Below are 21,657 nucleotides of genomic sequence, written 5' to 3'. Positions count from 1 at the left end.
TGTCAAAGTAGTACCATTCTGGCATTGGGGAACCTTCTAATCTTATACCATTAGGGTAAGGACCAATTGTACTACCTTTAGATGGAAACGGAATATATTGCCAGCCGACCACCATCTCTCCAGATAAAGGATCAAAATAATAGTACTTCCCATCAATCACTCGCCAGTAGGTTTCTTTGATGTCACCCTTCTTGTAGTAGGTTCTACCATTTTCTTGGACAAATTTCCAACCTTCTGAATCAGCATCATCCGCCAATACTGCACTTGTCGCTAGCAAACCAAAGAAAAATACTGTCAGTCCAACTTGCATAGTTTTTTTAAAAAGTTTCATTTATATATACCTCCAATATTAAATTAACACACCAGATGAGGAGAAGTTATAAACCTTACCATTTGTCTATTCTTCTGAACAAACTGTTGATAGGAAATTGTATTACCAAATGCAAGAACACTTAGTAATACAAATATAACTATTTTTTTAATTCCACGATTTCTCCTCATCTTATATTGTGAACCTCCTTTCTTTCTGCTTAATTCTAACACACATATGAAAATCAGTCAAGTTTTTATGTTTATTTTGACTTTTATTTTATATTATTACACATAAACATTTTTTATTCCAGATTTGCTATTTTTAACTAAAAGAAATATAATTAAGTTAAGTAGAAAGGAATAATATTTTTTATGAATATACTCGCTGAGAAATTCAGAGTAAAGAGAAAAGAGTTAGGTCTCTCCCAACAAACTCTTGCAGAAGGAATTTGTGAACAAAGTCAGATTAGTAAAATTGAAAGAGGTCATTTTATTCCCTCCGCAGACTTGTTATTCAAACTCTCTCAACGACTTGAAGTCCCTTTGGATTACTTTTTCAATGAACAAATCGAAGTTAAGTCTAACCTCTCTAACTTCAAGCAATTATCTGCTCGCTTATTAGATGATAGAAATTATGACGATTTAGAATATCTTTATAAAATAGAGGCTGAACGAAACACTTTTCTAACACTAGAAGACCGAACTTACCTTGAATGGATTAAAGCTATAATTGACTTCTATCAATATGACAGTAAGTGTGATGCAATTTCTTCATTGGAAAATATATTATTAAAAGTCTCCTCAAATACTCTGATTTATTTAAAGGCGTTGAATACTCTATCTAATTTCTATTCCTTAGTGGGTCGTGAACAAGCATATGAGGCAAACTACTCTCATTTGATGGAGTTATATAAAACAAAAAATTTTGAGTATCAAGAGTTTTTATTTGGCTACATCAGAGTTCGTTACAACTACGCTCACTACCTAGTATCAAAGGAAAAATATAATGAAGCCATCCAAGAAGCTCTTGAGACGATTGAACTCTGTAAACAAAGACAGACAAGCTATCAACTGGCTCCCTTACTTATTCTTGTAGGAAATGCTGGAGCCAAATTTCTAGACAAAGAACAAGTCAAAAATTATTATATAGAAGCAAGAGAGTTATGTAAGATTTATAACAATCCTTTAATGTTGATGAAGATAGAAAATTATTTAAAGGAATTAAATACTGTTTAGTTAATCTTGACATTATAGTCTTTCTGAAACGTTAAATAACCTGTAAGGCTGATAGTGAAATTAATACTATCAGTTTTTTTATTATGCGACTAATAGTCACATAATAAAAAAACTAAACAAATTGATTAGGAAACTCAAACTAAGCCCAACAATGCTTTAAGAACTACAGTCTACTACTTCAGATTCAGTTCACTATAATTTCCAAACGAATCTTATGATAGCTACCTTGTTAGGATGCTCTTATTTTTTACCAGACAAAACAAAAGGATTAAGGGAGTCCATTTCCTTAATCCGATAGTCTCTTAAGCCTGACGCTGACCAAAGTCCTTAATCATCTGCTCCATTTCTTGTCGACTCGGAGTTGTCAGCATATAAAGGTAATCTCCTTGAAGTTCCGCAAAGGCCGCTGGCATGATTTTTTTAACCTTGAACTGCTGAGTGTATTTGGCAAGCAAGTCCTCCTCAGAATAGATATAGTGAGCATTTGCACGACGGGATGTAGCTAAGCAATACTGAGTTTCAAACTCTGATGTTGGAAACTTTTCTCCTGCGACAATAGCTGCATAGCCACGATAGAGGTCCAAGGAATGGGCAAAGTTATAAACATCAATGGTAAAACCACCTGCAGGACGGTTATTGTACTCAATGGCAATATAATCATCCCCCTCACGGAAGAACTCGATATGGAAGAAACGTTCTTTCATACCAAATTCTTTGACAATTGCCTCACCATATTTACGTAATTTGGGATCCATATCCTTAAGAACATAGTAGGAATTGTCCATCTTGTAAATCATGAGATCCAGCGGTGTATAGGCGTAGTCGAAGGTCGTTGAAAAGACGATTTTACCATCCTTGTCTACGAGCCCGTCAAAGGTACAGATTTCGCTGGAAGCGACAAATTTTTCAAAGAAATAAATAGTTGAATGGTCCCACTCTTGCTTGAAGTGATTGATATCGTCTTCTGTTTCAAGCTTGAAGGTGGCCGCTGCGCCCACTCCATTATCAGGTTTGGCAATCATTGGAAGGCCGATTTCATTCACGGCTTGATCCACATCTGCTTCAGTCTTGATAACAGCTCCAGGTACCACAGGGACACCTGCTTTTTTGAAAAGTTTCTTCATTTCAGACTTATATTTAGTCTTTTTGAGATCCTCTGGTTTAGCACCAAAGACATTGAATTGTTCTCTGAGTGTTGCATCCAGCTCAAGCCAGTATTCATTATGAGACTCGATGCGGTCAATTGGCCCATGTTTATAAAAGAGAAAAGCAACTGCACGTTTGACTTCATCTATATTTTCAAGATTATATACACGGAAATACTCGGTTAGGCTATTTCGTAAAGGTTCATCCAATTGCTCGTAAGGCTCTTGACCAATTCCCAAGACTGTGATTCCTTTATTAGCTAGTTCAATGGTAAACTGTTGAAAGTTTTGCGGATAGTAGGGAGAAATAACAAGGTAATTCATAGGTAACTCCTTTTATAAATAGAGATTGCCAAGGAAATAAGGCATTTGTTTGCGCCACCATTCCCAGTCGTGAGCGACATCATGTCCCCATTCAGCAAACCAGGCTGGAATTTGTTTCTGGTCAAAGGCTTCTTTAAGCTTGTAGAAAGATGGTAAACCGTCTTGTTCCCAGGCACCAAGACCCGTACACAGCACAATCTCTGCCTGACGGTAACGATCGATAAACCAGCCGTCGTCCTGATTCCAGATATAATCTACTGGCGAGTTTTGGTAAATAGTATCGTCATTGTAGTAATCGCCGACAAAGAAACGTGCGTCGTAAACACCACTGAGAGCAATCACCTTTGTAAAAACATCTGGATGCTGGAGAAAAAAGTTGACTGCATGGTAGGCGCCCATGGAGCAACCTGTCGTCATCATACCATCAAACCAACCTGTCTTATGCTTGATAAAAGGAATGGCCTCATCAATCACATAGCGCTCGTAGGCACGGTGCATCTCTGCTTGGTCGTGACCATTTTTCCAAGTAGCCAACCAGCTCTCACTATCTACACTGGATAGGGTAAAAAACTGGACACGGCCTTCCTCGATAAAAGAAGCACAGGCTTCAATCATGCCAAAATCATAGTATTCGTTGTGACTACCACCTGATGAAGCAAAGACCACAACTGGAATCCCAGCATGCCCATAACGGTTGAGGTACATTTCACGGTTGAGATGACCACTCCAGTGGCTAAGGTTTTCAATATGCATTGGCTTTCTCCTTTCCTAACTTACCATTTCTCTGCAAAAAAACGGAGACAGTCTGGTAAATTTTCTGACCAAGGGATTTCACTATGTATGGCGCCAGACTGAACTTTTAAAACAAGATTATCTAAGTGTACCCCACATGCTATCAAGTCATGGTAATAGCGAAGCGACGAGTCGATATAGGCTTGCTTGATATTGCCAGCCATCAGGGTCTGGTCCGTATCATCTGCTTCGTCTGTTCCTACATATATGAAGATGCGCTGTTCAGGGGACAGTTTCTTCCGCTCGATATAGCGGTTAAAGGCTTCTTGGTGGAGCCAGTTTGCAGATGAAAAGACCCCTAGAAAACCAATCTGGTCTTGGTATTCCAAACCGATAAACTGGGTAATATTGCCGCCTAGTGAGGAGCCAATCATAGCCGTATGCTGGCGGTCAGCTTTGGTACGGTAGGTCTCATCGATAAAAGGTTTGACCACCTCCATGACAAACTCGGCATACTCCACACCCTTACCACCAAACTGCTGCCCTGGGATAGGAGATTCTTGGAACTTCCAAGCCGCATACTCATTCATCCGCCCCATACCATCATTATCAATAGCAACGACAATCATGCGACTGATATCAGGATTACGCTTGATGGCTGGGATAATCTTCCACGAGTGACCAATGAAAGACTCCTTGCTATAAAAAACATTTTGCCCGTCATGAAAGTAAACAACAGGATAATAACGATCCGTGTCTTTCTCATAATCTTTAGGAAGAAGAACACGTACACGGCGCTCCTTACCAGTGTAAGGAACCTTGAGTTTATGTTCTTTCATTTTTAAATAAAAGTAGGATTGATTCATTGTCAGAAAACTCTCTATATTCAAAATTTTATCTCATTATATCACAATTATAGAAAAAAAGTTAGCTTTGCTTCCATTTTTGGATTAAAAACTAACTTTTTCATTTATTTTTCTAAATTCTTTTGGATTTTCTGATTAGAGCAAATTGTCAATCAAGTCATCTACTTCATCTTTTTCAACTTGAGGTGTAATTTCAGCAATCATGATTCCAGCTACTGCTCGCTCAACTAAGCCCTTAACATCCATCCGTTTTTCATACTGCTCTGCATTTTTAATCTTAGGATTGGTCTTAGGACGGTCAGGTGCAAAAATCGTACAGCAGTCTTCAAAAGGCTGGATAGAAATATCAAAGGTATCGATTGCCTGAGCGATGTCAATGATTTCCAACTTATCCATAGTAACCACGGGACGAATGATTGGAGTGCTGGTCACAGCGTTAATAGTCTGCATGCTTTCCAAGGTCTGGCTAGCTACTTGGCCAAGACTTTCCCCATTGATGATAACCAAACCATTTCGTACCTCACGAATACGATCGGTAATCCGCATCATAAAACGGCGTGTCAAGGTCATGAGGTAGGCTTCTGGTGCTTTAGCCTTGATTTCCTCTTGAATCTCTGTGAAAGGTACTTCTATAAACTGGATATTACCCCCAAACTTGGTTAATTTACGGGTCAAATCTTGGGCTTTTTTAAGAGCACCAGGACTCGTGTAAGGTGGACTGGCAAAGTGAACTGCCTCAATATCTACCCCTCGTTTAAGAGCTAGATAACCTGCCACAGGTGAATCAATTCCTCCTGACAACATGAGCATGCCTTTACCAGAACTTCCCACAGGTAATCCTCCTGCTCCACGAAAGGTTTCATAGGAAATATAAGCCGCTTCCTCACGAATCTCAACCTGAAGATTAATATCTGGATTTTTCATCTGAGCTTTCACGTTTGGAATAGCCTTGAAAACAGCACTACCAAGAGTTTGATTGAGTTCACGACTATCAAGTTCAAAGGTGTGGTCGCTACGCTTACCAGTGATTTTAAAGGTCATCCCTTCCTTGTAGGTTTCTTTCATAATCTCTTGGACAGCAGACTTAAGAACATCCACGGACTTTTCAACCTTATAAACGGGAGAGAAGTTTTGAATTCCAAATACTTGTTTGAGCGATTCTGCTACTGCGGTGTAATCAGCTCCATTAAGGTAAGCGTGGGCACGGTCGCGATCTGCGGTTACCTTAACTTGGGGATAGATAGACAAAACGTCTGAAATATTATTACGAAGTTTATTGATGAAACGCATACGATTTTTATGTTTAGTTGATAATTCTCCGTAGCGAATCATAATTTCTGAATACTGCATAAATGCTCCTATCTTACTTTTCTAGTTTGATTGTAAATTAATTTTAGCTTGGTCAAAAACTGCTCGACCTGACTCATATCATTTTCAAGGTCTAGACTAAGACGCACAGCTGACTGGGCCTTATCCTTATCCACTCCCATGGCAATCAAAGTCCCAGCAGGTTTTCCTGCCTTGGATGAACAAGCAGAGGTCGTTGAGATAAAAATATCATAGTCTTCAAAGGCGTGGACGATGACTTCACCACGAACACCCTTAATTCCAAAAGTCAGGATATGAGGGGTAAATTCTTCCTCATCTGAAAAGACAAAAATATCTGGATAGTCCAGAAGTGCTTGGCGAATCACCGCTTTCATCTGCCCTGTCTTGCTCGTAAAGATATCTAACTTTTCCATAGACAAACGGAGAGCCTTGGCTGTCGTTGCAATTCCTGCGACATTTTCAGTTGTCGAACGATAATCACGCTCTTGGCCACCACCTGTTAAAAGAGGAGTAATCTTCTTGCCAGACTTGATATAGACAAAACCAACGCCACGAACTCCGTGGAACTTGTGACTAGAGAAGGTCGCGAAATCCACTCGTTCTGTCAGATACTTTTCAGTTGGAATCTTAGCAAGTGCCTGAACCGCATCAACATGGAAGGAAATAGTCGGCTTGTCTGCTAACAGTTCTGAAATAGCCTCAATTGGCTGAACAGAACCGATTTCATTGTTCACAGCCATGACGGAAACGAGGGTCGTATCAGGTCTTATCAAATCTGCTAGTGCCTCAACATCCACAAATCCTTTGTTATCAACTGGAGCAAAATCTACTTCAAATCCTTGAGATTTCAACCAGAGGGCTGACTCTTTGACTGCCGGATGTTCAATGGCTGATACAATAATGTGCTTTCCAAACCGGGATTTTTCAAAGGCCACACCCTTGATGACCCAGTTATCCCCTTCTGTTCCACCAGAAGTAAAGAAGATTTCCTCACTTTTCTTACCGATTAAATCTGCAATCTGTTGGCGGGAAGCATCTAATATTCGTGTTGCTTGGTCTCCCAAACGATGGAGACTAGATGGGTTTCCTAAAATTTTTGAAGCCACCTGCATATAGGTTTCAAGAGCTTCAGGATAAGGCTTGGTCGTCGCCGAATTATCAAAGTAAATCATGTTTTCTCACACTTTCTAAAATCACTCCTTCTATTGTATCATGAAACGGAGCTTGCGACAAGAAAGGGCAATTCCTCTTTTTTTAAGATTTTTTTAAAGAAATGCGGTATAATAAACTTTAATTAAAGGAGAGAATGTATGTCTAATTATCGTAGAACTTCAAAACCAAAAACAGAACACATCAAAAAAGGCTTCACAGTCTTTCAAAAAACCGTTGCTACTATCGGTAGTATCCTTGGCTTAATTACCGCAAGTATCACTATCATGAACGCCTTGGATAATAACAAAAATACTAAAAAAGAACCTACGACAAGCCAGACGACAACAATTGTCAAAGAAATTCAAAAGGAATCCCCTCAGGAAAATACTAGTCCCAATAAAGAAAATAACACTTCTCAAGAAAAAACACAGCAAGAGGAAACACCAAAAGCTAGCGTCAAGGAAGAGAAAAAAGAAGAGCAGAAAACAGCAACTCAAGACTCTACTACATCTGCCACAAGTAAACCTACTACTGAAAATGAAAAACAGTCCAATACCCCAACTTCGGAAAATAAAACTAATCAATAATCACTAAAATAGCCTCCTTCCAAACTTGGAAAGAAGCTATTTTTTTATTGTTGTAAAACTTTTCTTGGTTTGGTACCTTCAGCTGGACCAATGACACCTGACATCTCAAGCTCTTCCATGAGACGGGTCGCACGGTTAAATCCAACTGACAAACGACGCTGAATCATAGATGCGCTGGCTTTCTGCGTTTCGATTACCAAAGCCTTGGCTTCTTCAAAGAGCGGATCTCCACCAGAATCACCATCTGAAAATTCTCCTTCATTCTCAGAAACCTCACCCGGATCAAAGCTCTCATCGTAGTCCGCATCTGCCTGAGCCTTGATGAAGTTTACGATGCGTTCGACATCGTCATCCGATATAAAGGATCCTTGGAGACGAACTGGGTGGTTTTCATCAATCGGTTTAAAGAGCATGTCACCTCGACCAAGCAGTTTTTCTGCTCCATTTTCATCCAAGATGGTGCGCGAGTCTGTACCTGATGATACCGCAAAAGCCACTCGAGATGGGACATTGGCCTTGATCAGACCAGAGATGACATCAACGGATGGACGTTGGGTTGCAAGAATCATGTGGATACCGGCAGCACGCGCCTTCTGCCCAAGACGAATGATGGCATCTTCCACTTCCTTGCTGGCAACCATCATGAGGTCAGCCAACTCATCCACAATCACGACAATGAGCGGTAACGGAACCTGCTTGTACTCAGACTGGGCATTGAACTCTTCTACCTTTGCATTAAAGCCTGCAATATTCCGAACTCCCACCTTGGCAAAGAGTTCATAACGATTTTCCATTTCATCCACGACCTTTTGCAAAGCCTTGCTGGCCTTACGTGGATTGGTCACGACTGGAATCAAGAGGTGGGGAATATCATTGTAAACAGACAACTCAACCATCTTGGGATCGACCATCATAAATTTAACTTGATCGGGTCTCGCCTTCATGAGAATGCTGGCAATAATGCCGTTAACTGCTACTGACTTCCCTGAACCCGTTGAACCTGCAACTAGCAAGTGGGGCATTTTAGAAAGGTCAAATGCTCTTGCGGTACCATTAACAGCCTTCCCTAAAGGAATTTCCAAGAGATTTTCTGCTTTCGTTTGAGATTGTTCCCAAAGTTCACGGAAAGACACAGTGGCAATCTCGGAGTTAGGCACCTCAATTCCGACCAGGGATTTCCCTGGGATAGGTGCTTCGATTCGGACATCCTTGGCTGCCAAGGCTAGAGCGAGGTCATCTGCGAGATTGGCAATGCGGTTGACTCGTACTCCAACTGCTGGCTTGACTTCATACTTGGTCACTGATGGCCCAATTTCAGCCCGTTCAACTGTTACCTTGATACCAAAGCTAGCAAAGGTTTCTTCTAGGATTTTGATGTTTTCACGAACGATTTTCTTCTCTTTAGACTGGTCTTTGGGTTTATCAGGGGCAAAGAGTTGTAAGCTTGGAAGTTTATATTCGAGGGCTTCTTTTGCTGAAAAATCTACCTGAACATCTTCATCATCAGAGCCCTCTTCCTCTTCAGGGAATTCAAGTTCAGTTTGAGGTAGGATGATTTCTGGTTCCACCCACTCTTCTTCTGGAATAGGTGGAACGTCAAGCACAACATCTTCTGTCAGAATTTCACCCGTTTCCATATCAACAGGAGGCAAATCGAGTAAGGCTTTTTCAGCTTCTTCTTGTTCTAATCTAGCCTCTTCCTCAGCCTTTTGGCGAGCTTTTTCTTCTTGTTTGACAAAGCGTTCCTCTTTTCGACGCTCATGCCCTTCCCGCCATTTAGCAAAGCCTCTACTGAAAAATTCCGCAATATCGTAAACAGACCAAGGACTGATTAGGAGAGCGCCTGCTAAAATCAAGATAGAACCAATAAAGTAAGTGCCGATATTTGAAAAGAGAAAGGCGGTTGGAATATAAAGAGCGACCCCAATCAAGCCCCCTCCAGCAAAACTAGTCGTTCGAAAACCAGTCAAATCCGTCACAACCTGCGCCATGGTTCCTTTTAGGACCGACTTGTCCAAACCATATTTCCAAACTAAATAGGCCTCAAAAATCAAGAGCAAACCTGCAAATATGGTGAAAAAGCCAGATAGGAGGCCTTCCTGTTTTCGTATCCACTTGAAAAAGAAGAGATAGAGTAGGATGCCAAATATTGCCAGATAAGCTAGGCTACCCACCAGCAAGCGAATTAGATTGTAAAGGGTGATACCTGCAGCCCCTAATTTGAAGGCTGCGAAAATCAATAAAAGCGCGATTCCCAACGAAATCAACATTCGTTGAATCGCTTCTTTTCTTTCGAGTTCTGCTTTAGACGGTCTCCGTCTTGTTTTACTTGTATTCTTGTTTCCCATTCTTCTATTATACCATATTTCACAGGCATTTCGGAAAGAGAAAAAGACTGCACCAAACGGTCCAATCTTTTCATTTTCTATCTAAGTTTTATGCTTGTGGTTTGCGTAGGTAACCATAGACTACACCACTTACAATTGCTCCTACTAAGACAGAAACGAGGTAAAGAAGAGCATTTGAAGTAAGGGCGATAACGAAGATTCCTCCGTGTGGCGCCATAAGTTTGATACCAGTAAGACCAACGAGTCCACCTGCTACTGCTGAACCAAGGATGAAACTTGGGATCGCACGAGCTGGGTCAGCGGCACCAAATGGAATTGCTCCCTCAGTGATAAATGACAAGCCCATGATGATGTTTGTCAAACCAGAGTTGCGTTCTTCCTTAGTAAATTTATCTTTGAAAAGAAGAGTTGCAACAAAGATTGCAAGTGGTGGAACCATTCCTCCCGCCATAACTGCTGCCATGGCTACAGAACCACCTGAGGAAACAGTCGCTGCAAGCGTACCTGTACCAAAGACATAGGCTGCTTTATTAACTGGTCCACCCATATCAACAGCCATCATTCCTCCAAGAACGATACCAAGAAGGACAGCTGAACCTCCTCCAAGACCGCCTAGGAAGTCATTCATAGCAGTGTTGATTGCTGCCATTGGGATGTTAACAGCTAGCATGACAAATCCTGTCAAGATTGTCCCAAGAAGTGGCAAGAGAAGGATTGACTTTGCACCTTCAAGTGAACGAGGAACTTTAACGTATTTCTTGATATCAAGAATCAAGGCACCTGCGATAAATCCACCAACAAGGGCACCTAGGAAACCAGATGAGACACCTGCAAGAGTTGAAGTTGCTTCACCACCTGCAGCATAAGGAATTTTACCAAAGGCAAAACCTTCTTTGGCAATAGCACCAGCCACGAAACCTGCTACCAAACCTGGTTTTTCAGCGATAGAGTAGGCAACATAACCTGCAAAGACTGGAAGCATCAAACCAAAGGCAGCTCCACCAATTTTCATGAACATAGAAGCTAGCTCATGGTAGGAACCAAGATTACCAAGATTTTCATTTGGAACACCCAAAGCACCGTCAATCAAGAAGGCAAGGGCAATCATGATACCACCGCCAATAACAAATGGCAACATTTGCGATACACCACTCATCAAGTGTTTGTAGAAGGCACCACCAAGGCTTTGTTTTTCGTTAGAGGCTGTTGCAGCTTTTGCACCATTAGCTGCACGGTAGACTTCCGCTTCTCCTGAAAGAGCCAAGTTAATTAACTCTTCTGTCTTACGGATACCGTCAGCAACTGGACGATTGATCAATGGTTTGCCATCGAAACGATCCATTTCAACGGCCTTGTCTGCTGCAATGATAACAGCTTTAGCCTTACGAATGTCTTCCGCAGTTAGTTGGTTACCAACACCGCTAGCACCGTTGGTTTCGACCTTTATTCCAACACCCATTTCAGCAGCCACTTTTTGAAGGGCTTCTTGAGCCATGTAAGTGTGGGCAATACCTGTTGTACAAGCTGTAACAGCAACGATAAACTCATCAGAGTCATTAGCAGGTGCTTGAACAGGCTCTTCAGTTTTTTCGGAAGCTTTGTCAAAAAGTTCGATAACTTGGTCAGCTGATGTTACTTGACGAAGTTTGTCAGCAAAACCGTCTTTCATCAAGTATTGAGACAATTCTGCCAAGGCTGCCAAGTGAGTATCATTGGCACCTTCTGGAGCTGCAATCATAAAGAAGAGGTCAGTTGATTGTCCATCCAAGCTCTCGTAGTCAACACCCTTGTTTGACTTGGCAAAGAGAACTGTCGCTTCTTTTACAGCAGCGTTTTTGCTGTGAGGCATTGCGATTCCATCACCCAAACCTGTAGAAGTGAGAGCTTCACGCGCCAAAATGCCTTCTTTAAAGGTTTCAAAATCTGTCACATAACCGTGATCTGTCAAGCTTTTAATCATCTCCTCGATGACAGCAGTTTTTTCAGTTGCTTGTAAATCCAACAACATGACATCTTTTCTCAATAGGTCTTGAATTTTCATCGTTTTTCTACCTCAACTTTTTCATATGTTTCTTTAATAAATTCTGCAGTTGCCAAGTCATCTGAGAATGTTGTTGCTGTTCCACAAGCAACTCCCCATTTGAAGGCTTCTACTGCGTCTTTTGATTTGACAAACTCTCCTGTAAATCCAGCAACCATAGAGTCACCAGCTCCAACTGAATTTTTGACTGTCCCCTTGATTGGTTTAGCAAAGTAAGCTCCCTCAGATGTGACAAGAAGGGCACCATCACCAGCCATAGAGATAATGACGTTTTGAGCACCTTTAGCCAGTAACTCACGAGCATATTTCTCAATTTCATCTAAACTTTCGAGTTTCACTCCAAAAATCTCTCCAAGTTCATGATTGTTTGGTTTAACCAAAAGTGGCTGGTAGTCCAAACTATCAATCAAGGTCTGTCCTTCAAAATCACAAACGACTTGCGCACCCGTCTGGCGCGTCAAGGCAATCAAATCCTTGTAGATAACATTGCCTAGATTTTTAGCACTTGAACCAGCAAAGACAACTGTATCTTCTGCAGTCAAACTAGATAAAATAGCTTTCAATTCTTCTAGCTGAGCTGGTTCCACATTTGGACCAGTCCCGTTGATTTCTGTTTCTTGGTCTGCTTTAATCTTGACATTGATGCGAGTATCTTCTGCTACTTGGACAAAACGTGTCTCGATTTCTTCCTCTGTCAAAGTATCTGTGATAAATTTACCAGTAAAGCCTCCGATAAATCCGGTCGCTGTATTGGGAATACCCAAACGTTTCAAGACACGACTGACATTGATTCCTTTCCCACCAGCAAACTTATCATCACTGTCCATTCGATTGACCCTACCGACTTGAATTTGGTCCAAGCGAACGATATAGTCAATGGATGGATTGAGTGTGACTGTATAAATCATACTTCTATTACCTCCGTTTTCTCCTTAATAGCTTGCAAGAGCTCATGCCCTTGACTTGTGATAACAATAGCTCGTTTGAGTGGTGCTACCTTAGCAAAGCAAGTTTGTCCAATTTTTGACGAATCGACCAAGACATAGGTCTGTTTGGCATTCTCCAAAATAGCACGCTTCACAGCTCCCTCCTCCATATCAGGAGTCGTATAATAGCCATCGTCCACACCATTCATCCCGATAAAGGCACGGTCAAAGTGCAATTGGTTAATCTGGTTAAGAGCAACGCCACCGATGCTAGCATCTGTAGCCATCTTGACACTTCCTCCAACCATGACAGTTGGAATTTGCTTTTCAACCAACTGTGCGGCATGGTGAATCGAATTTGTCACAACAGTAATATTCTTATTGACCAATTCATGAATCAAAAAGGCTGTAGTTGTTCCAGCATCGATAAAGATGACATCTTGTTCCTTAATGAGAGAGGCTGCTTTCTGAGCCAACAACTTCTTCTCTTGAAGGTTTTTGACAGATTTTTCTTGAATGGTTTCTTCTTCCTGCAAGGAGTGGGGTAATTCTGCTCCACCATGCACGCGACGAAGCTTGTTTTCCGCTTCCAACTCATCCAAGTCTCTTCGAACCGTTGATTCTGACGTTTCTAGCAAACCAACTAATTTTTCTAGAGAAACTACATGATGTTGATGTAACTCCTCTAAAATCAGTTGTTTCCGCTCTGTTTTTAACACTGCATTACCTCCTGTTATCGTTTACACTATTCATTCTATCATACTTCATTTCATAGTCAAGCATTTTTTATCATTTTCTTTCAAATTCTATCATTTTTCTTATTTCTAGAATTTTTATTGCAAGATAAGAACCTTTATGGTAGACTATTTGAGTAAGTATTGGAAGATTACTCAAGAGGCTTAAGAGGCCGTGTTGGAAACGCGGTAGGCGTGTAACAGCGTGCGTGGGTTCGAATCCCATGTCTTCCGTTGAAGAAAATTATTTCTAGGATGCAACAAATGTTGTATCTTTTTTTTATCGCTTCTTTAAAAATAGGGTCTGTTTTAGGGTCTATTTGTGACTCCTTTGTTGTATCCTTTTTCGCAAAAGAATACCAAGGAATAGCAAAGACAAAAATAAAAAACGTTGTAAAAACAACGTTTTAGAAAGATTTACAAAACAATGTAAATTATCAATGGAGCCGGTGGGAGTGTTGAAAAGATTGTTAAATCAACTCATAGCGACCTTAGGGTCTGTTTTGGGTCATGTCTCTTCAAAAATTAGCTAAAATCACGGCTCAATTCTGTATTAAAATATACTTGAATTATGCCCCTTTTTTGCCCTTTTCAATCTGGTACATCATAGTTGAATGCCCTACGATGTCACGATATTTCCAGCTTGTTACCAGATAATCCAATAGTTCCTTATCTTCAACTTCAAAATCTAACAAAAGGAGTATATTCACCGTGTACTTATTTTTCAAAATCGGCACTTGGTAAGTCACATCTATCCAATGTTCAAAACCTAAGTCTGTCTGCTCTACGCTTGCAAGTTTAATGTTCAAAATGTTCATATTTTCTTCCTCCTTACTTATCTATTCGTAAAAGAAGATAAAAAGTTATGAAAAAATCATTATTTTTAACAAAACACCGTTTTTGACAATAATACTCTACATCCACCCTCTCTATTCTTCAAGAAACCGCTTTTTTGAACTATATGATGGTGATTTTGATTTCTAATCGTTCAAAATGCACGTTTTTGCAAAATAGAAAACCGTGATGATTGTCACGGTTCCTGCTTATATCCATATTCGATTTCTGCTTCACGGCGAATTTTAGCAGCTTCTTCCAGATAGACGCTACTGCCTAAATATTTTGATTTTTTATCAACGTTGATATATACAACGTATCTCTTTTTACGCTTGTTGTAATATACCCCTCGAACGCCTGTTGTGCTTTTAACAGTCGGCTTGTTGGTTCTTAGTGATTTCGGATCAGATATCTCAGCCATTCGCTCTTTTGTACTGCGATTACGCTTGCAACCACAACTTGAATATCGCTCTATCTGATTGCTTTGTAATTCGATGCGATTTCCGCAATGCTTGCAAACGCAATTCCAGTAGACGCGTTGATTTTTTGAGTATGCTTTATCAATTACTTTAAAATTATCCGTTTCAGTATTCGTTAAATCCTTGAAGCGTTCATGCTTTTTCTCGTTATTTAAACAACCGCACGAGGTTATTGAGCCATTCCTAAAATGGTCAGCACGAACATAGGTTGTATTGCCACACTCACAAAGACAATGCCACAACACTTTGCCACTTTTTGTTCTTGTTCCGTCGTCTCCAAGGACGGTCAGACGACCATATTTATTCCCTGTCAAATCAAGCTTCATTTTTTGTCAATCCATCTTTGAATTTTTTCAGCAGTATCGATTGTGAAATTTTTAAATTCACGTTCTCCTTTTCGCAGTCTAGTAACTGCTGAACGTGAAATGCCTAACTCTTTTTCAAAGAGATTGGCAGGGATGGTCTCGTCCATTAAGACCATCTCTACCTTCTTCGTGTCAATTTTCATTGAGTTACCTCTTTATTTCACGCTTGCCATAATTTCAGCAAGTTCTCTAACTTTTTTAGCTTCATCGATATGATGTTGTACGTTTTCTTTTTCAATTTTAATGATTGTACTTTCTTCATATTTACGTCCGAATTTTTGAATAATTTTATAAACGTCTCCATTTGAAATTTTTACAAGGTCTTTCGCTAGTATTTCTGCTTTATCTGAAAAAACTTCGTTTCGGATTGCTTGCGTTTGTTCTTTTTGCTTTCTCAACGCTTCTTTATACTCTTTATATGTTGCCATTTTATTTTACCTTGAGTTCTTTTAAACTCCCTTCCTTTATCTTGATTATATTATATCGCTATTGTTGACTTTTGTCAACAATAAGTTAAAAAATTTTAGGCTTTTTGCCCGAAAAGTTCCATATGAAGTTTTACTGCACGCATAGCTAGTGACCATACGCTAGTTCCTGGCCAAGCTTCTTTTTCCATGTTTTCAACGTTTGTCATTTTTGTATAAGCATCCATTTCAAATGCAACACCGATTTTTTTGCAAGCCCAATCCCAAGCCTTTACTTCTTCAGATGTTTCAGCGTTTTCAAATTTTTGGTTAACACGTTCAACCACTTCTTTTTCATGTGCCCAAGCTTCTTTCAAGCAGTCAGCAAATGAAGCATATTCGAAGTATTCACGACCAGAAAAGTCTGCATATTCAAAGTCACAAATTTGATAGTTACGTGTGAACATATCCCAAGCTTCTTTCATGATTCCTGATTTGTCGTAAGCTACTTTTTTCATTTTTGATTTCCTCTTTCCTTATCTTTATGTCTTAATTATACACCTTTTTGTTGACGTATGTCAACAGAAAACACAAAGAAATTTAATCTTTTTTTAATTCAGAAAGTACTTTCAGAGCAATTTTGTTAACGTCAACAAAATTGGCAACCAAGGGCTTTATAAAGCTATTTGTTGATCTCGACAAGTCAATTTCAGAGCAAAATAAAGATATTCAAGCGAAAAAGAACACTCCTAACCCTATATCTATAAATGTTTTCCAGGAATTTCAAGCGATTATCAAGCGTATTTCAGAGCAAACAAAAAAACCGCAAGCTATTGCCTGCGGTGAGTGTTTATAACCACTTAATTGCTTTCACATCTGTTTTACGAACTTTAGCATATTTTTTAGCGCTTGTAAAATGTAGAGTAACCGGTTTAAATACTCCGCGTTTATCTCTTCGTAGACCTAAAATTGCGGATCTTTTATTTCTATCTTCAAAAAATATGACGTCCAATTTCATAGTATTTTTAGATAAATCCTTAGCTACAATACAACAACTTGTTATCTTAGAGTAGAAGATATCCCCTATAAAGCTATACAAAGATATCCTTTCTATAACATCATTATACATGGGGTTATTTTTATATTCTTCCAAAATAAAAACACCAGCTTGAATATCAGGTATTGTTTGACTAGCATAATCTCGTGTGATTTTGTGCAAGCCAAATAAGTGATGTAAATCAGTCAAGCAAAAATCTACTTCGAAAGTCTCTAAATACTTATAATTCGTTGATACTTGACATGTTTTTCCATCGAACTTTTCTTGATAATCTAAAACACAATCAAGTAATTCCAACGACAAACTCCATATTTTCTCAAAATAAAAAAGCACGGGGCAGTTCTCACTACTGCCCAAAGTGGATGATTAGAGTCGCTTCTCTAACTCCCTATGTTGTGCTTATTAGGCTTATCGCAAGGGAACAGTTTTTAGCTCTGCCAAGCCACATAGCGTGCTTACTACTATGTGTCCATGTCACCATGGATCTCCGAGCGGTTTAACGACATTTTGGAAGTCGGGATAACGAGAAAGAGGTACTTTTACGTTTTTTCCAATTCAATTATGACATCTTTCTTTAAAAAAGTCAATATTTCTCGCTCTTTTTAACGAAAAAATCCCCACAAGAACGAGTCCTGTGGGGTAGAAATACATTTTAGAAAGTTTTCCTTTCGTTTTATTTTTTTAAAATTATTTCGTAGTGATCAAGCCATCTGGCTCAATTTTAAAGCTTTCTTTGTCAGCCAATCGACCATCTTCAAGCATGAGGTAGTATCCGCCATTGTATGGCACGAAAGTATTCGATACCATGTCGCCATTCTCTGAATTGAGATAATACCACTTCTCGTAGTATTTAACCCATCCAGTTTGCATAGCACCGTCTGCATTGAAGTAGTACCATTTGCCATTGACTTTCTTCCAGCCGCTATTGGCCATGTAGCCGTCCTTGTCAAACCAGTACCACTTACCGTCTGTATGATGTAGCCATTGACTCTCATACATATAGCCGTTTTCATTGAAATAGAACCAGTTCCCATCTACTGCTTCAAATTTAGCAGTTGGATATGAGCCGTCTTTACGACGCCACCACCAGCCAGTCTCATCATGTTTCCAGCCTGATTCGTCTTCTTCAGGCGGAACGATATACCCCACAATCGAATCAACAGAGCGCTCGTTGTATCGACAAGGGCCACCGACTTCGAGATAGTCCCAGTTACCATCGATGTTCTGCTCGATTGTCTTAATAGTAGAGCCGTCAGAGTCCTCGTAGACAAGACCAGTATGGCCATAATTCACTCCATCTCCTGCTACGAAGTTCTTAACGAAGAACCAACCAGCCTTAGGATATTGAGCACCATAGACCACTTGCAAGCCTGCCGATTCTGCGGACCGTAGCAAGTCGATAGCGTTACCCCATAGACGAGTGCCGAAATACTCGTAGATTCCGTAGCACGTCACATCAGCACATTGATAGCCGTACATCTTATCATAGTCAACCCCAGTCCCTGCATCAGCGTGAGCCATGAGATCGTTAATCATATCTTGTTTCTTAGACATTAGCATCATCTCCTTTCCAAGCGTCGTTCATCTGTTTGACTGCCGACTCAACAAATGTATCGAGGTCCTTGTCAGTCATGCTGATGTTGTATTTTGTAAGCTCAGCTCGAACTTTATCACGAGCTTGCTCCAGCTTTTCATCACCTTTGTAGCCTGTTTCAGCTGCTACCTGCTCCACGGCGTTAACTGCGTTCTTAGCAAGAATTTCAGCGATTTTTACAGCTTTTTCTCCGCCTTTTCGCAAAAGGTAATCTTTGACTGCTTTCACGATACTGCCTGTTGCTACTGCTAAAAATCCTGTCGCAAAAGCAATAATAAATTCATTTAGTTGTGTCATATGTTTTCCTTTCTAGCGCCTTACTGCGCCTAAGCTTTCAACGGTTTTAGCGTCCCAAATGCCCAATTGATACATAACTCGAACAATGTTTGCTTCACGTTCCCACGCCCATTGATGCTTACTGCCTTTTTCGCCACAGCGGGCAGTTATCCAGGTGTAATCATCTTTGTTTTTGATAGGATTTAAGACAGTTGTATCCTCTGCCCAATATATTGCGTTTACTGTATTCTTTACATTATCTAATGTCAATGTCCCTCTTGACAATGAAATGATATTCCCGACAAGTGGGAACGCATCCCATTCCTTATGTTGTAAATCAATACTTTGACCGTAACCATAGATTGTAGCTGTTTCTGCATACGATGGCAGTTGTAAGCCACATCCGTTATCAAACCAGATTGTCCATGGAACACTTGATCTATCCAACGTATGAGCCATCGGCGCCCTTTTCGGTGCAGGTTTAATAAGAACCAGCTGCTCCTGTAAAGTCTGCGTTTGCTTTACTAAAGATTCCACTTGGTACTTCAAAATTTGGTATTCTGTTTTCCCCTCAATGTAATCTTTCGCTTCAAGCTCTGCTTTGCTTGTGTAATCCGTTTCGAATCGCTTCACATCACGGCCAACTGCTTTAGCAAATTCCTCTAAATTGCTCATAGCAATCACGCTTTCGCTGCATTATATGTTGCGATCAGGTCGAGATTGGCAAAAGAGTCAAGTCGTGTGCCTAAATCTGAAATCTTTTGAACAACTGCGCTTTCAGTGCTTCCGCTCATGCTTGCGATTTTATCAGCGATTTCTTTAAGGGTGTTCAGGTCCTCAGATACACCCTCGCCCAAAATGTCATTTTTAACTGCTGTTTTAGCCTGTTCAATCAGTTGTGTGACTGTCGCATTGTCAACTTTGCCATTAAGCAGCTGTTTCAATTCCTTGATGTCAACCCCAACTGCCTGTGCGAATGCTGTTAATTTCGTTGTGTCCATATTCCTACACCTTTCCTAAATTATAATAAAAGAGCAAGTCAGGGAATTCCTGACTCACTGTACCGTCACTACCTACAGACCTACCTGCAAGCTGCTTTTTAATTTCTTCAGCAATATCCAGCTCCTTTAAAGCATGGACTTCTTCTGTGACCAGATTCTTATCTGATTTTGTGATTTGGATTTGAGTCGAGTCGTCGCTTGGGAATGTATATCCACCCACAGCTACCTCGATTCGATATGGGCCAGCAGGTAAAATCATGCCCAAATTAAAGGCAACTGCGCCGTTTGTCACGACTGCTGTCTTGCGTAATTGCTCCTGGACTTTCGTCAAAGTTCTCGTCAACGTGATAGATGCCTCTTGTCCTTCAAGATGTGGAATAGGCTCATGATTTTCATCAAGCAAAGAAAAGGCAAATGTGGAAGCCACATCGCCTTGCTTGACTAGAAATCCACCGTCCACTTGTTCGAGATTGGTTGAATTAAGAACATAAGCCATTCTGCGCTCCTTTCTCGTCTTCAACTAAGATGTCGTCCCTAATCTGCAATGCTTCAAAATTGTTGTACAAGTGGTCAATGTAGCCATTGCCTCCAAGAGCTTTATAGCTTTTGTGCATATTTTCGACTACATAGAACTCGTCCTTTGTGGTAAATCCACGACGGATAGCCCTTCGAATGTCACGATCAAGACGCATCCTCATCGTAACAAGGTGCGCCTCGTCGTGTAACTTCAGCTTCTCTTGGACTTCGTCAATTTTGGCGTTGCTGTCGCATGCAGTTTCTTGGACATCTTTGATTTTAACTTTAACATCATTCAATTCTGAAATGATTTGGTCTGTCTGTTCCTTTGATTTCTTCGGCATTTTATAGCCTAACCAAGCGACAACGATTGGTGTGGCTACTGGTAGCACGTTCATGAAGAAATGTTCTGTTGATTGTAAGACGTCCATAGTCACCTCCATTATTGGTTAGGTGTAACTGTTGTAGCAGAAGGTTCCGTTACGGTAGCTGTCGTAGAGACTGCAGCTGCTGGTGCGACAGTTGTAGGTTCATCTGGTGCTTTCGGCGCATTAAATTTCCAAGGTGCTAGAATACCATTCTGGTAAGGTGTCCCTTCAAGTTGGGCAAGTGTTTCTCCTTGGTAAGTAAATGACTGATTCGTTTGAATCAAGATACGTTTACCTTCTCCATTGATTTCAACGTGACCAGGATCTTCAACCGCAAAGATTGCACCAGGCTCATAAACTTTACCGAATTCAGCAAGAGGGAATAACTCAACCATTTCTTTGTAGGTTGTGCCGTAAGAAACTTTCTCACCCATGATTGAATCTTGAGCCATCACTCGCACTACTTTATTAATGCGATTCGCAAGTGCTTCAAGATCATTCTGTTTAGCTTCTGTTTGAGCTACTTTCTGCTCAGCCTGTTCCAATTTAGCTTGATTTTCTTGCAACTTCGCTTGTGTCTGAACGATAGCGCTCGCTGGGTCAAGTTCCGCCTTAATAACATCCAAAACCGCTTGGATAAGCATCTCTTGACTTTCATGAGTGCGGTCGCCCGACAATCCTGCTTGCTCATAGCTGAATCGTTGACCGTTTTCTTTCTTGATGACTACAATCGTCGAATTTTCTGGTTGACGGTAGATAGGTGTTGCTGCTAGTTCATAATTTGTTGCCATTTGTTATTCTCCTTTAAAATTACTCTTGATGATCAGTATTTCCGCTATCTCGCTCAGCCAAGATTTCATCTTCAATCTTGTATCGCATAGTACGCAACTCTTGTTCATGGGTACGCATGACCTTACGATTTTTAGCGTACAGATCCGGGTCATGCAGCGTTTCAGATGTTGTTGAAACAGCTTCATTGTCTGTGTTGACTACAGTAGTTTTGACCAATTTTTGTTGGTCGCCATCTTGTG

Annotated in this window: 26 protein-coding genes, 1 tRNA gene and 2 pseudogenes; 4 read left to right on the top strand and 25 right to left on the bottom strand. The window is 40.4% G+C overall.

Annotated features, from left to right (window positions below; all coding sequences use genetic code 11):
* A pseudogene (gene cbpJ / locus EII37_RS10550) lies at positions 1 to 331 on the bottom strand (choline-binding protein CbpJ); the annotation flags it as partial.
* A gap of 59 nt (positions 332 to 390) precedes the next feature.
* Positions 391 to 501 (bottom strand): annotated as a pseudogene (locus EII37_RS11450) (PhrA family quorum-sensing system peptide); the annotation flags it as partial.
* A gap of 183 nt (positions 502 to 684) precedes the next feature.
* Between EII37_RS11450 and EII37_RS10545 the strand changes: the two are divergent.
* Entirely contained in the window at positions 685 to 1,548 is an 864-nt protein-coding gene (locus tag EII37_RS10545) for a helix-turn-helix domain-containing protein (RefSeq protein WP_049488582.1), read from the top strand.
* A gap of 302 nt (positions 1,549 to 1,850) precedes the next feature.
* Here the strand turns inward: EII37_RS10545 and EII37_RS10540 are convergent, their stop codons facing one another.
* The 5 genes from EII37_RS10540 to EII37_RS10520 form a co-directional block, all read right to left on the bottom strand.
* On the bottom strand, positions 1,851 to 3,017 hold the full coding sequence (locus EII37_RS10540) for an acetyl-CoA carboxylase biotin carboxylase subunit family protein (protein ID WP_049488580.1): 1,167 nt from the start codon (positions 3,015 to 3,017) through the stop codon (positions 1,851 to 1,853).
* Between the two features lie 12 nt (positions 3,018 to 3,029).
* Entirely contained in the window at positions 3,030 to 3,770 is a 741-nt protein-coding gene (locus EII37_RS10535) for an esterase family protein (RefSeq protein WP_049488578.1), read from the bottom strand.
* 20 nt (positions 3,771 to 3,790) lie between these two features.
* The gene (locus EII37_RS10530) at positions 3,791 to 4,615 is read right to left on the bottom strand and encodes an alpha/beta hydrolase (RefSeq protein ID WP_124788543.1); all 825 of its coding nucleotides are present in this window, start codon (positions 4,613 to 4,615) and stop codon (positions 3,791 to 3,793) included.
* A gap of 135 nt (positions 4,616 to 4,750) precedes the next feature.
* On the bottom strand, positions 4,751 to 5,965 hold the full coding sequence (gene thiI / locus EII37_RS10525; protein ID WP_124788542.1) for a tRNA uracil 4-sulfurtransferase ThiI: 1,215 nt from the start codon (positions 5,963 to 5,965) through the stop codon (positions 4,751 to 4,753).
* Positions 5,966 to 5,973: 8 nt separating this feature from the next.
* Complete coding sequence (locus EII37_RS10520) at positions 5,974 to 7,116, bottom strand: cysteine desulfurase family protein (RefSeq protein ID WP_124788541.1); 1,143 nt, start codon at positions 7,114 to 7,116, stop codon at positions 5,974 to 5,976.
* 138 nt (positions 7,117 to 7,254) lie between these two features.
* Between EII37_RS10520 and EII37_RS10515 the strand changes: the two genes are divergently transcribed.
* A complete protein-coding gene (locus EII37_RS10515; RefSeq protein ID WP_124788540.1) occupies positions 7,255 to 7,683 on the top strand; it encodes a DUF6556 family protein in 429 nt (142 codons plus the stop codon).
* A 44-nt stretch (positions 7,684 to 7,727) separates the two neighbouring features.
* On the opposite strand, the gene EII37_RS10510 is transcribed toward EII37_RS10515, so the two are convergent.
* From EII37_RS10510 to EII37_RS10495, 4 genes are all read right to left on the bottom strand, one after another.
* On the bottom strand, positions 7,728 to 10,031 hold the full coding sequence (locus EII37_RS10510; protein WP_124788539.1) for a DNA translocase FtsK: 2,304 nt from the start codon (positions 10,029 to 10,031) through the stop codon (positions 7,728 to 7,730).
* 88 nt (positions 10,032 to 10,119) lie between these two features.
* Positions 10,120 to 12,072, bottom strand: coding sequence for a fructose-specific PTS transporter subunit EIIC (locus EII37_RS10505; protein WP_124788538.1), 1,953 nt, complete (start codon positions 12,070 to 12,072; stop codon positions 10,120 to 10,122).
* Positions 12,069 to 12,980, bottom strand: coding sequence for a 1-phosphofructokinase (pfkB, locus tag EII37_RS10500; RefSeq protein ID WP_124788537.1), 912 nt, complete (start codon positions 12,978 to 12,980; stop codon positions 12,069 to 12,071). Before pfkB ends, EII37_RS10505 begins: the two co-directional genes overlap by 4 nt.
* On the bottom strand, positions 12,977 to 13,717 hold the full coding sequence (locus tag EII37_RS10495; RefSeq protein ID WP_124788536.1) for a DeoR/GlpR family DNA-binding transcription regulator: 741 nt from the start codon (positions 13,715 to 13,717) through the stop codon (positions 12,977 to 12,979). The genes pfkB and EII37_RS10495 overlap by 4 nt, the downstream gene beginning before the upstream one ends.
* 161 nt (positions 13,718 to 13,878) lie before the next feature.
* Between EII37_RS10495 and EII37_RS10490 the strand changes: the two genes are divergently transcribed.
* Positions 13,879 to 13,966: transfer RNA gene (locus tag EII37_RS10490), tRNA-Ser, on the top strand.
* A 335-nt stretch (positions 13,967 to 14,301) separates the two neighbouring features.
* Here EII37_RS10490 and EII37_RS10485 read toward each other — a convergent pair.
* The 5 genes from EII37_RS10485 to acrIIA3 form a co-directional block, all read right to left on the bottom strand.
* Complete coding sequence (locus EII37_RS10485; protein ID WP_124788535.1) at positions 14,302 to 14,550, bottom strand: hypothetical protein; 249 nt, start codon at positions 14,548 to 14,550, stop codon at positions 14,302 to 14,304.
* Positions 14,551 to 14,762: 212 nt separating this feature from the next.
* The gene (locus EII37_RS10480; RefSeq protein ID WP_124788534.1) at positions 14,763 to 15,371 is read right to left on the bottom strand and encodes an AP2 domain-containing protein; all 609 of its coding nucleotides are present in this window, start codon (positions 15,369 to 15,371) and stop codon (positions 14,763 to 14,765) included.
* Positions 15,368 to 15,553, bottom strand: coding sequence for a hypothetical protein (locus EII37_RS10475; RefSeq protein ID WP_124788533.1), 186 nt, complete (start codon positions 15,551 to 15,553; stop codon positions 15,368 to 15,370). The genes EII37_RS10480 and EII37_RS10475 overlap by 4 nt, the downstream gene beginning before the upstream one ends.
* Before the next feature lie 12 nt (positions 15,554 to 15,565).
* Positions 15,566 to 15,838, bottom strand: coding sequence for a hypothetical protein (locus tag EII37_RS10470; protein WP_124788532.1), 273 nt, complete (start codon positions 15,836 to 15,838; stop codon positions 15,566 to 15,568).
* Between the two features lie 95 nt (positions 15,839 to 15,933).
* Positions 15,934 to 16,332: an anti-CRISPR protein AcrIIA3 gene (gene acrIIA3 / locus EII37_RS10465; RefSeq protein ID WP_124788531.1), complete on the bottom strand. Its 399-nt coding sequence runs from the start codon at positions 16,330 to 16,332 to the stop codon at positions 15,934 to 15,936.
* Positions 16,333 to 16,454: 122 nt separating this feature from the next.
* Between acrIIA3 and EII37_RS10460 the strand changes: the two genes are divergently transcribed.
* Complete coding sequence (locus EII37_RS10460; protein ID WP_124788530.1) at positions 16,455 to 16,670, top strand: hypothetical protein; 216 nt, start codon at positions 16,455 to 16,457, stop codon at positions 16,668 to 16,670.
* Here EII37_RS10460 and EII37_RS10455 read toward each other — a convergent pair.
* From EII37_RS10455 to EII37_RS10415, 9 genes are all read right to left on the bottom strand, one after another.
* Positions 16,665 to 17,204, bottom strand: coding sequence for a PBECR4 domain-containing protein (locus EII37_RS10455; RefSeq protein ID WP_311766546.1), 540 nt, complete (start codon positions 17,202 to 17,204; stop codon positions 16,665 to 16,667). The two genes, EII37_RS10460 and EII37_RS10455, sit on opposite strands and share 6 nt — an antisense overlap.
* Positions 17,205 to 17,558: 354 nt before the next feature.
* The gene (locus EII37_RS10450) at positions 17,559 to 18,425 is read right to left on the bottom strand and encodes a CHAP domain-containing protein (RefSeq protein WP_124788528.1); all 867 of its coding nucleotides are present in this window, start codon (positions 18,423 to 18,425) and stop codon (positions 17,559 to 17,561) included.
* Positions 18,418 to 18,762: a phage holin gene (locus EII37_RS10445; RefSeq protein ID WP_124788527.1), complete on the bottom strand. Its 345-nt coding sequence runs from the start codon at positions 18,760 to 18,762 to the stop codon at positions 18,418 to 18,420. Before EII37_RS10445 ends, EII37_RS10450 begins: the two co-directional genes overlap by 8 nt.
* Before the next feature lie 12 nt (positions 18,763 to 18,774).
* Complete coding sequence (locus tag EII37_RS10440) at positions 18,775 to 19,416, bottom strand: hypothetical protein (protein WP_185696006.1); 642 nt, start codon at positions 19,414 to 19,416, stop codon at positions 18,775 to 18,777.
* A gap of 5 nt (positions 19,417 to 19,421) precedes the next feature.
* Positions 19,422 to 19,742 (bottom strand): hypothetical protein, encoded by a 321-nt coding sequence (locus tag EII37_RS10435; RefSeq protein WP_124788525.1) that lies wholly within the window; start codon positions 19,740 to 19,742, stop codon positions 19,422 to 19,424.
* Between the two features lie 4 nt (positions 19,743 to 19,746).
* Positions 19,747 to 20,238, bottom strand: coding sequence for a hypothetical protein (locus EII37_RS10430; RefSeq protein ID WP_124788524.1), 492 nt, complete (start codon positions 20,236 to 20,238; stop codon positions 19,747 to 19,749).
* A complete protein-coding gene (locus tag EII37_RS10425) occupies positions 20,222 to 20,689 on the bottom strand; it encodes a hypothetical protein (protein WP_124788523.1) in 468 nt (155 codons plus the stop codon). Before EII37_RS10425 ends, EII37_RS10430 begins: the two co-directional genes overlap by 17 nt.
* A gap of 11 nt (positions 20,690 to 20,700) precedes the next feature.
* Complete coding sequence (locus EII37_RS10420) at positions 20,701 to 21,417, bottom strand: hypothetical protein (RefSeq protein ID WP_260424866.1); 717 nt, start codon at positions 21,415 to 21,417, stop codon at positions 20,701 to 20,703.
* 19 nt (positions 21,418 to 21,436) lie between these two features.
* The coding region (locus EII37_RS10415) for a hypothetical protein (protein ID WP_124788522.1) at positions 21,437 to 21,657 on the bottom strand (221 nt) is incomplete at its 5' end.

Origin of the sequence: Streptococcus sp. OH4692_COT-348 (assembly GCF_003859975.1) — a bacterium.
Lineage (GTDB): Bacteria > Bacillota > Bacilli > Lactobacillales > Streptococcaceae > Streptococcus.
Note: the sequence above shows the minus strand (reverse complement) of the source record. Positions and strands in the feature narration are given on the sequence as shown.

What these genes read in the sequence shown, in the direction of transcription:
- EII37_RS10540 (WP_049488580.1), bottom strand. Translation starts at nt 3,017, where the DNA reads ATGAATTACCTTGTTATTTCTCCCTACTATCCGCAAAACTTTCAACAG.
- EII37_RS10515 (WP_124788540.1), top strand. Translation starts at nt 7,255, where the DNA reads ATGTCTAATTATCGTAGAACTTCAAAACCAAAAACAGAACACATCAAA.
- EII37_RS10505 (WP_124788538.1), bottom strand. Translation starts at nt 12,072, where the DNA reads ATGAAAATTCAAGACCTATTGAGAAAAGATGTCATGTTGTTGGATTTA.
- EII37_RS10475 (WP_124788533.1), bottom strand. Translation starts at nt 15,553, where the DNA reads ATGAAAATTGACACGAAGAAGGTAGAGATGGTCTTAATGGACGAGACC.
- pfkB (WP_124788537.1), bottom strand. Translation starts at nt 12,980, where the DNA reads ATGATTTATACAGTCACACTCAATCCATCCATTGACTATATCGTTCGC.
- EII37_RS10510 (WP_124788539.1), bottom strand. Translation starts at nt 10,031, where the DNA reads ATGGGAAACAAGAATACAAGTAAAACAAGACGGAGACCGTCTAAAGCA.
- thiI (WP_124788542.1), bottom strand. Translation starts at nt 5,965, where the DNA reads ATGCAGTATTCAGAAATTATGATTCGCTACGGAGAATTATCAACTAAA.
- EII37_RS10450 (WP_124788528.1), bottom strand. Translation starts at nt 18,425, where the DNA reads ATGTCTAAGAAACAAGATATGATTAACGATCTCATGGCTCACGCTGAT.
- EII37_RS10430 (WP_124788524.1), bottom strand. Translation starts at nt 20,238, where the DNA reads ATGGCTTATGTTCTTAATTCAACCAATCTCGAACAAGTGGACGGTGGA.
- EII37_RS10480 (WP_124788534.1), bottom strand. Translation starts at nt 15,371, where the DNA reads ATGAAGCTTGATTTGACAGGGAATAAATATGGTCGTCTGACCGTCCTT.
- EII37_RS10470 (WP_124788532.1), bottom strand. Translation starts at nt 15,838, where the DNA reads ATGGCAACATATAAAGAGTATAAAGAAGCGTTGAGAAAGCAAAAAGAA.
- EII37_RS10520 (WP_124788541.1), bottom strand. Translation starts at nt 7,116, where the DNA reads ATGATTTACTTTGATAATTCGGCGACGACCAAGCCTTATCCTGAAGCT.
- EII37_RS10445 (WP_124788527.1), bottom strand. Translation starts at nt 18,762, where the DNA reads ATGACACAACTAAATGAATTTATTATTGCTTTTGCGACAGGATTTTTA.
- EII37_RS10420 (WP_260424866.1), bottom strand. Translation starts at nt 21,417, where the DNA reads ATGGCAACAAATTATGAACTAGCAGCAACACCTATCTACCGTCAACCA.
- EII37_RS10535 (WP_049488578.1), bottom strand. Translation starts at nt 3,770, where the DNA reads ATGCATATTGAAAACCTTAGCCACTGGAGTGGTCATCTCAACCGTGAA.
- EII37_RS10435 (WP_124788525.1), bottom strand. Translation starts at nt 19,742, where the DNA reads ATGGACACAACGAAATTAACAGCATTCGCACAGGCAGTTGGGGTTGAC.
- EII37_RS10440 (WP_185696006.1), bottom strand. Translation starts at nt 19,416, where the DNA reads ATGAGCAATTTAGAGGAATTTGCTAAAGCAGTTGGCCGTGATGTGAAG.
- acrIIA3 (WP_124788531.1), bottom strand. Translation starts at nt 16,332, where the DNA reads ATGAAAAAAGTAGCTTACGACAAATCAGGAATCATGAAAGAAGCTTGG.
- EII37_RS10485 (WP_124788535.1), bottom strand. Translation starts at nt 14,550, where the DNA reads ATGAACATTTTGAACATTAAACTTGCAAGCGTAGAGCAGACAGACTTA.
- EII37_RS10425 (WP_124788523.1), bottom strand. Translation starts at nt 20,689, where the DNA reads ATGGACGTCTTACAATCAACAGAACATTTCTTCATGAACGTGCTACCA.
- EII37_RS10530 (WP_124788543.1), bottom strand. Translation starts at nt 4,615, where the DNA reads ATGAATCAATCCTACTTTTATTTAAAAATGAAAGAACATAAACTCAAG.
- EII37_RS10545 (WP_049488582.1), top strand. Translation starts at nt 685, where the DNA reads ATGAATATACTCGCTGAGAAATTCAGAGTAAAGAGAAAAGAGTTAGGT.